We start from the raw sequence: 5,410 nt of genomic DNA on the forward strand, positions 1-5,410 counted from the left end.
AGCCCATAGAGCGCGCGCAGCCGGGCAATGTCGGCATCCGTCGCGCCGGGCGGCAGCATCATCGCGATCGGATCGCCGGGCGCGACGCGGATCACGACAAAGACGACGACGGCCACGCCGAACAGCGTGATCAGCATCGTCAGAAGACGGATCAGGAATCTTTGCAGGAGCATTCTGGCGTAGGCCTAATGCGTTTCAGTGACTGATGGAACGAACCCCCCTCATCCGGCCGCTTCGCGGCCACCTTCTCCCCGAGGGGAGAAGGTGTCGCGGACAGCTGAGCGGTCTCTTCTCCCCAGCGGGGAGAAGGTGGCCCGAAGGGCCGGATGAGGGGGCCTGCGTCGTTAAAGAAGACACGCCGTCTCGCGACAGCGTGCCGTCCCAAATTGGTCAGGCCGGGGTCATCAGGGCCGGCAGCAGCGCGCCGGACACATGCTGCACCACATTGACGCCCTTGGCATGCACGATCGGCTGCGCATACTGGATCAGCGGCAGCACATAGGCCTGCTCGGCGATGTATTTGTCGACAGCCTTCCAGCCGGCAATGCGCTTGGCCTCGTCCTTCTCGCCCCACAGCGGGTTGATCATGTCGATCAGGTCCTGGCTGTCCCAAACCGAATGCGGGCTCGGGCCGTACATGGCAAAGCCGGTCGAGGTGGTCGGATCGCCGATGGCATTGCCCCAATTGTAGAAGGCGGCCGGCGCCAGCTTGTCGGCGGCGCGCAGCTCATAGTGCTTGGCGATCTCGTAGACTTCGATCGTCGCCTCGATACCCACCTTGCGCCACATGCCGACGATTGCCTGGATCATCTCATAGTCCTTGGGCTTGAAGCCCTTGGTCGTCTGGATGGTGAACTTGACCGGCTTTTCCGGCGAATAGCCGGAGGCGGCCAGCAGTTCCTTGGCTTTCTCCGGATTGTGCTCGACCTTGATCGACGCATCGTAGGCCGTGTATTCCGGCGTCTCCAGCGTGTCGATCGGCTGGCCATAGCCGCGCAGCAGGCGATCGACCAACAGCTTCTTGTCGATCGACATGACGGCTGCCTGGCGCACGTTCTTGTCCAGCATCGCCTCGATGTCGTTGAAGAAGATCATGCCGATGTCGGAAACGTTCTTGCACGAGCCGGCCAGTCCGTCCTTGGCGATCAGCCGGTCATACTCCTCATAGGGAATTTCGAGCGTCACCTGCGAGGAGCCGGATTCGATCTCGGCGACGCGGCTTGCCGCATCGGCGACGAACTTGATCGTCACATTCTCGAAGGCCGGCTTGCCGCCCCAGTAGTTCGGGTTGGCCTTGAGCCGCAGGAAGGCGTTGCGCTCGAATTTTTCGACCATGTAGGGGCCGGTGCCGATCGGCGCTTTCTCGAAGCCTTCGGCGCCGACCTTCTCGTAGTAGGCCTTCGGCATGATGTAGCCGGTCAGGAACGACATCCATTTGAAATAGACCGGGTCGAACTGCACGACGTCGCCGGTGATCTTGTTGCCGTCGATCTTGAAGTTGTTGACGTTCTTCCAGACGAACTGGATCGGGTTGCCGGTCTTTTCGTCGCCCGCCCGCTGCAGCGACCAGACAACGTCCTCGGGCGTGAACGGCGAGCCGTCATGCCAGGTCACACCTTCGCGCACCGTCATCGTGATCTTGGTGCGGTCGTCGTTCCAGCCCCATTCGGTGAGCAGGCCCGGCGCGAAGGACAGGTCTGGCTTTTGGGGAATGAATTGATCGAACACCGACTGGTAGAGACCCTGGATCGTCGGGTTGACGGCCGAGGGGCCGGTGGTCGGATCCCAGGACGGCAAGTTGACATTATAGGCGATGGTCAGTTCGCCGGCAGCCGCCTTGGCGATCTGCGGCAGGCCGACGGCGGCCACCCCGAGTGCCGCGGCACTGTATCCCAGCAATTCGCGTCTGTTGATTGTCATGGTCGTTCCCCTTGTTGGTTTTCTGTTTTCTGCGCGCGTCGTCTTCAGTTCATTGGTTCAGGCTTCTTGGGCAACAGTTGCCCTCTTTCGCCTGTGTGAAATCTTCGGCTCCTACCTCCCGCCAAGCTGTTGCGCGAGCATGTATCCGGAAGCCGCACCGGTGCCGGCGCCCGGCCATGTCGCGGCCCCAGTGAGATGCAGATGCGCCACCGGCGTGTTCCAGCCGGCGTATCCGCGTGCCGGGCGGAACAAAAAGTTCTGCTCCAGATGGTGGCTGCCGCAGACCTGGTCGCCGCCGACGAGGTTCGGGTTCTCGCGCTCGAGGTCGATGGGCGAGAACACCGCCCGGCCGAGGATCTTGTTGCGCAGGCCGGGTGCGTAGGTCTCGATGATGTCGAGGACACGCTCGGCGTAGGCGTCCTTCACCTTGTCCCAGTGGTCCGGTGCGATCTTGCCGGCGGCATCGCCTGTGATTTCGGCGGGCAGCATGCGCACCTGTACCCACAGCATATGCTTGCCCTGCGGCGCCCGCGACGGGTCGATCGCCGTCGGCTGGCCGACCACCAGCACCGGTTCGTCCGGCAGCATGCCCGCCATCGCCTGCTGATAGGTGCGCGACATGGCGTCGAGCGACGGCGACAGATGCACATAGGCGAACTGCCGAAGCTCAGATCCGGCGCGCCAGTCCGGCAAATCGTCGAGCGCTAGGTGGATCATCATCGTCCCCGGCGCATGGCGGAACTTTTGCATCGCCGTGTCGAAGCCGGCGTTCCCCGAACCATTGGGCAACAATTTGCCGGTCAGCGCCTTCGGCGCGACGCCAGCAATCACAGCCTTGGTGGCGGTATGCGTCTCACCGGAAGCGAGCCGCACGCCGGTCGCCTTGCCGGCCGAAACCGTGATCTCCGCCACGTCGGCGCCGGTGAATATCTTGCCGCCGGCAGAGGTCACCATGCCGGACAGAGCGCGGATGATGGTGTCGGCGCCGCCCTTGCCCAGCACCATGCCAAAGCTCTGGTTGGCCATCGATTCCAGATAGGGGAACACGGCGCCGCCGGCGATGTCGGGCGCGAAGTCGAGATGCATGCCCCAGGTGGCGAGCGTTGCCCTGATATGAGGCGACTCGAAGTTCTCCTCCAGCCAGGCGCGTGGCGAAGACAACAGCAGCCGTCCCGTATCGAGCGCGCCGGCAGTGCCCTTCTTGCGCCACAGGTTCCACGCCGTGCCGACAAGCGCGCGGGCGCTCATCGGCGAACCCAGCAGCCGGAACAGATGCTCGGCCTCCGCCGGGAAAGCGGCAACCAGCCCGCGCCATGCGGCGGCGTCAGTGGCTGAAAAGGTGGCGATGCGCGCGGCGGTCTTTTCCAGGTCGTTGCTGACGCCGAACCAGCGTCCGTCCGGAAAGGCGCTGGCGAAACAGTCGGCGACGGGGGCGAACTCCAGCCCTTGCGCTTTCAATTCATTTGCATATTTCCGGTGGAAGGCGGAGCCGGCGAACAGGCTGAGATTCATCGCGCCGAAATCGTGACGGAAGCCGGGAAGGGTGAATTCGCGCGTCTGGACAGCGCCGCCGATTGTTGCGTTGCGCTCGAAAATCCCGGTTTTCCAGCCTTTGAGCGCCAAATGCGCGGCGCATGCCAGACTGTTGTGGCCCGCCCCGACAAAGATGGCGTCAAACTCGCTCACGCCCCGTTCCCATTTCCTTTATGCTTAAAGATAATTGCAGATGCATATGTTTTCGTCTAGTAGGATATTAAGGGCCGAGACGAGCCTTGATCATCATCCACGAAAGAGGGAACTTCAGACCATGGACACCCAAAAACTCCTCGGCGAAGTCGCCGGCCAGCTTCTTTCAGGCGCCATCAAGGTAGTCGACCTGTCGGCGCCGCTCGGACCCGACACGCCGTTGATCAAGCTGCCGCCGGAACTCGCCGTCGACACGCCGAAGGTCGAGATCCACAACATCTCCCGTTACGACAAGAATGGTCCGTGGTGGGCCTGGAATTGGCTGAAGCTCGGCGAGCATTCGGGCACGCATTTCGATGCGCCGCAGCACTGGATCTCTGGCAAGGATTATCCGGACGGCGCCACCGACACCATTCCGGCGCAGAACTTCGTCGGCCCGGTCAATGTCATCGACTGCTCGAAGGAAGCCGCCGCCGACCACGATTTCCTGCTCACCGTCGACCACATCAAGGCATGGGAAGCCAAGCATGGCGCCATCAATGCCGGCGAATGGGTGGTGATGCGCACCGACTGGTACAAGCGCAACGGCTCCGAAGCCGAGTTCCTCAACGCCAACGAGACCGGCCCGCACACGCCCGGCCCGACGGCCGAAGCCATCCAGTTCCTGATCAGCAAGGACATCAAGGGCTGGGGCTCGGAGACGATCGGCACGGATGCCGGCAAGGCCGGCGGCATGGAGCCGCCGTTCCCGGCGCATACGCTGATGCACAAGGCCAACCGCTACGGCCTCGCCAGCCTCTGCAACCTCGACCAGCTGCCGCCGAAAGGTGCGATCCTGATCGCCGCACCGCTCAAGATCGAGCACGGCACCGGCAGCCCGATCCGCGCGCTGGCGCTTGTTTCGAAGGGCTAAGCGAAAGCGTTTGCCGTGAGCCAGCCGGATCACATCATCGTCGGCAGCGGCATCAACGCGCTGGTCTGCGCGGCGATGCTCGGCGGCAAAGGCGCCAAGGTGCTCGTCCTCGAGCGCAACGACCGCATTGGCGGTTGCATGCGCACCGAGGAGATCACCGCGCCCGGCTTCATCCATGACGTGATGGCGACGACCTTCGTGCTGTTCATCACCTCGCCGGCCTTTGCAGCACTGGGCGCCGACCTTTCGCGGCACGGGCTGGAGTTCTGCCACACGGGCACGCCGACCGGCGTGCTGCGGCCGGACGGCAGCCATGCCGTGCTCAGCACCGACCGCGCCGCCAACATCGCCGCCCTCAACGCAATCGCCGCCAGCGATGGCGACCGGCACGCGGACGATGTCGGCGGCATCGAACGCAATGCCGGCCTGCTGTTCGGCCTGCTCGGCGGCAGCCTGTGGTCCTATCCGACCGCGAAGCTTTTGGCCGGCGATGCCTGGCGGCGTGGCTCGCGTGGCCTTGCCGCCTTTCTCGGCGAAGCACTCGTGCCGGCGCGCAACTGGCTGGAAAGCACCTACCAGTCCGAAACCATCCGTGCGCTGTGGGCGCCCTGGGTGCTGCATGCCGGGCTCGGACCGGAAGATGCATTCTCCGGCCAGATCGCCAAGGTGATCGCCTTCGCGCTGGAGGCGGCCGGGGCACCGATCGTCAAGGGCGGCGCGCAGAACCTGCTGGCCGCCTTCGAGGCATTGATCACCGAGCGTGGCGGCGTCATCTCTACCGAAGCGGACGTTGCTTCCATCATCCTGGCTGGAGGTCGCGCAACCGGCGTGCGGCTGGCCTCGGGCGAAACGGTCCATGCGAAGAAGAGCGTCATATGCTCGGTCACGCCA

General features: G+C 63.9%; 4 protein-coding genes and 1 pseudogene. 2 read left to right on the plus strand and 3 right to left on the minus strand.

Going from position 1 to position 5,410, the window contains the following annotated elements:
* The 3 genes and pseudogenes from EN935_RS42180 to EN935_RS20685 all read right to left on the minus strand — a co-directional run.
* Positions 1-173, minus strand: a pseudogene (locus tag EN935_RS42180) (ABC transporter permease); the annotation flags it as partial.
* A gap of 217 nt (positions 174-390) precedes the next feature.
* Positions 391-1,920 (minus strand): ABC transporter substrate-binding protein, encoded by a 1,530-nt coding sequence (locus EN935_RS20680; RefSeq protein ID WP_127265439.1) that lies wholly within the window; start codon positions 1,918-1,920, stop codon positions 391-393.
* Between the two features lie 111 nt (positions 1,921-2,031).
* Positions 2,032-3,606 (minus strand): NAD(P)/FAD-dependent oxidoreductase, encoded by a 1,575-nt coding sequence (locus EN935_RS20685; protein WP_127265440.1) that lies wholly within the window; start codon positions 3,604-3,606, stop codon positions 2,032-2,034.
* A 121-nt stretch (positions 3,607-3,727) separates the two neighbouring features.
* On the opposite strand from EN935_RS20685, the gene EN935_RS20690 reads away from it, so the two are divergent.
* The gene (locus EN935_RS20690) at positions 3,728-4,519 is read left to right on the plus strand and encodes a cyclase family protein (RefSeq protein WP_127373568.1); all 792 of its coding nucleotides are present in this window, start codon (positions 3,728-3,730) and stop codon (positions 4,517-4,519) included.
* A gap of 15 nt (positions 4,520-4,534) precedes the next feature.
* The coding region (locus EN935_RS20695; protein ID WP_164771227.1) for an NAD(P)/FAD-dependent oxidoreductase at positions 4,535-5,410 on the plus strand (876 nt) is incomplete at its 3' end.

Origin of the sequence: Mesorhizobium sp. M7D.F.Ca.US.004.03.1.1, assembly GCF_003998635.1 — a bacterium.
Classification (GTDB): domain Bacteria; phylum Pseudomonadota; class Alphaproteobacteria; order Rhizobiales; family Rhizobiaceae; genus Mesorhizobium; species Mesorhizobium loti.

What these genes read in the sequence shown, in the direction of transcription:
- EN935_RS20680 (WP_127265439.1), bottom strand. Translation starts at nt 1,920, where the DNA reads ATGACAATCAACAGACGCGAATTGCTGGGATACAGTGCCGCGGCACTC.
- EN935_RS20690 (WP_127373568.1), top strand. Translation starts at nt 3,728, where the DNA reads ATGGACACCCAAAAACTCCTCGGCGAAGTCGCCGGCCAGCTTCTTTCA.